Source organism: Micromonospora sp. S4605 (assembly GCF_003176715.1).
GTDB classification, from domain to species: domain Bacteria; phylum Actinomycetota; class Actinomycetes; order Mycobacteriales; family Micromonosporaceae; genus Micromonospora; species Micromonospora echinaurantiaca.
In genome coordinates this window covers 1-2,168 of the sequence record NZ_QGSW01000448.1, presented here as the reverse complement: position 1 = coordinate 2,168, position 2,168 = coordinate 1, and the positions used below count along the sequence as shown (strand labels likewise).

Genomic DNA, 2,168 nt, shown 5'->3' with positions numbered 1-2,168 from the left:
GGGGTGGCCTGGACGGGCAGCGGCGCGAGGGTGGCGCCCAGGGTGGCCACCAGGACGGTCGCGGTGACGAGTCGGGTCTTCATAGACGACGACCTCTCAGTCCGGATGGCTGAAACTTAGCTACGCATCGATGAATCGTCAAGAAGGTTTGCTACAAGTTGGACGGCCCGAACGGCGCGGCGAGCGCGGCGGGCGCGCCGCTCAGGCGGTGCCGACGAACTGGCTGACGTGGTAGGCGGTGCTCCGGCCGTCGGGCGTCCTGGTCCACTTCGAGACCATCAGGTGCAGGTCGTTGGCCCGCCGGCTGGACCACGGGTGGATGAACCCGCCGTAGAGCCCCGGCTCCTGCCAGGGGGTGACCTGCACCCTCTCCGCCGTCCAGACCTGGTCCGGCCCGCCAGCGGTGCGGGTGACGATGCAACCGGTGGCGCAGTTGAGGTAGGACATCACCCAGGTGCCGTCGGCGAGCCGCCGGACCGACGGCTCGCCGAAGCGGCCGGTCAGGATCGGCGTGCACGGCCGGCCCCAGCCCCAGTTGCTGCCGTTCCAGCCCCAGCCCTCGTACGACTCCGGGTAGAACAACCGGTCCCAACGGACCCGGCGCAGCATCATCGGGCCGTCCTGGCGCCCCGAGCGCACCGAGAAGACGTACACCCAGTCGCCGTCGCGCTGCATCGTCCACATCTGGAACGGGTCGGTGTTGGTGCCGTTGTTCCACCACTTCAGCGGCGTACGGATGAAGTCGTTGCCGTTGTCGCTGTAGGCCAGCCCGGCGTAGCGCGACCGCCAGTGCGGCCCGGCGGGTCCGGCGGAGGCCCAGTTCTCGATGCTCATGTACGAGATGAGCTGCCGGCCGGTCTCCGGGAAGCTGATGCCGTCGTTGGGGATGACTGTCACCTCCCAGAGGCCGTCGATGCCGATCCCGTTGTGGCCGTTGTGCATCAACTCCGGGGCCCGCCCGTTGCCCGCGACCCGCGCCGCGCTGTCGAAGACCACGCCGCCGGCGACCCCGGGGTGGATGTTGGAGCGCAGCATCACCGGTGAGCGCCAGTCGTTCGGCAGCGGTGGGCCCTCCGGCCACGGGGTGTTGAAGGTGTCGCCGAAGAGGTACCCGATGGAGCCGTTCTCCAGCACGTAGGGGATGCCGAGGTCGGTGCCGGCAACCCGCCACCGGTGGTAGGTGTCCAGGTCGGCGCCGGTGAGCCGCTTCTTCCAGGACGCGGCTCGGGCGGGTCCGGGGGCGAGCAGGGCGCCGGTCGCCGTGGCCGCGCCGACCACGGCGACCCGGCCGAGCAGGGTGCGGCGATCGATGGTCATGGTGGTAGTCAAGCGGGCGTCGGACGGCCGAAGGATGTCTTCAGTCGTCCCTTGTCGCCCTGCCGGAATTTTTCGCGGATCCATTGACAGGCGTCATGGCGCCTCTCCAGACTCGCGGCTGTCGGAGCTCAACACCGGCCAGTTCGTCACCGGCAACCGGGCGGGAGCGTCGCGTCATGACCAGAGCTGTCCCTCGCGCGGGCTTGGCCGCGTTCCTCGCGGTGTGCCTGGTGGCCACCGGCGTCCTCGTCGGCGCGTCGCCGGCACACGCCGCGCCCGTCTTCAAAGCCTCGTTCCCGTGCGGCCAGCGGTGGACCTACAGCCACCACAGCAGCGAGGTCCGCCAGGCGCTGGACTTCGTCCGCGCCGACGGCGGCGTCACCAACGGCACCCCCGTGCTCGCCTCGGCGGCCAGCACCGCCTACCGGTACTCCCAGCCCAGCGGCGCCGGCAACTACATAGCGATCGAGCACGGCGGCGGGTGGAAGACCTACTACTTCCACCTCTCCGCGTACTCGGTGGCCAACGGGGCGACCGTCAGCCAGGGGCAGCAGATCGGGTTGACCGGCAACACCGGCAACTCCTCCGGCGCGCACATCCACTACGAGCAGCTCCACAACGGGGTGGGCCAGACCATCGTCATCAACGGCGTCTCCCTGGCGCCGTATCCGGGCTCGTACCACCAGCGCTACCGAGATGCGGGCCAGTGCTCCGCCCTTTAGGGCAACGCCGTGAAGTTATGGGCTGATCGGTGTGGTCAAGAGGTTGATGGTGATGGTTGCTTGGTAGGTGCGTCGGTCGACGCGCAGGCTTTTGTAGGCGTATCGGGACAGCGGTCGTTTGACGGCTCG

General features: G+C 69.2%; 1 protein-coding gene and 1 pseudogene. One reads left to right on the top strand and one right to left on the bottom strand.

Annotation, left to right across the window (positions count from 1 at the left end):
• Positions 1-201: 201 nt before the first annotated feature.
• On the bottom strand, positions 202-1,317 hold the full coding sequence (locus tag DLJ47_RS33870; protein ID WP_109906265.1) for a DUF4185 domain-containing protein: 1,116 nt from the start codon (positions 1,315-1,317) through the stop codon (positions 202-204).
• Between the two features lie 176 nt (positions 1,318-1,493).
• On the opposite strand from DLJ47_RS33870, the pseudogene DLJ47_RS33865 reads away from it, so the two are divergent.
• Positions 1,494-2,027, top strand: a pseudogene (locus DLJ47_RS33865) (M23 family metallopeptidase); the annotation flags it as partial.
• Positions 2,028-2,168: the final 141 nt, after the last annotated feature.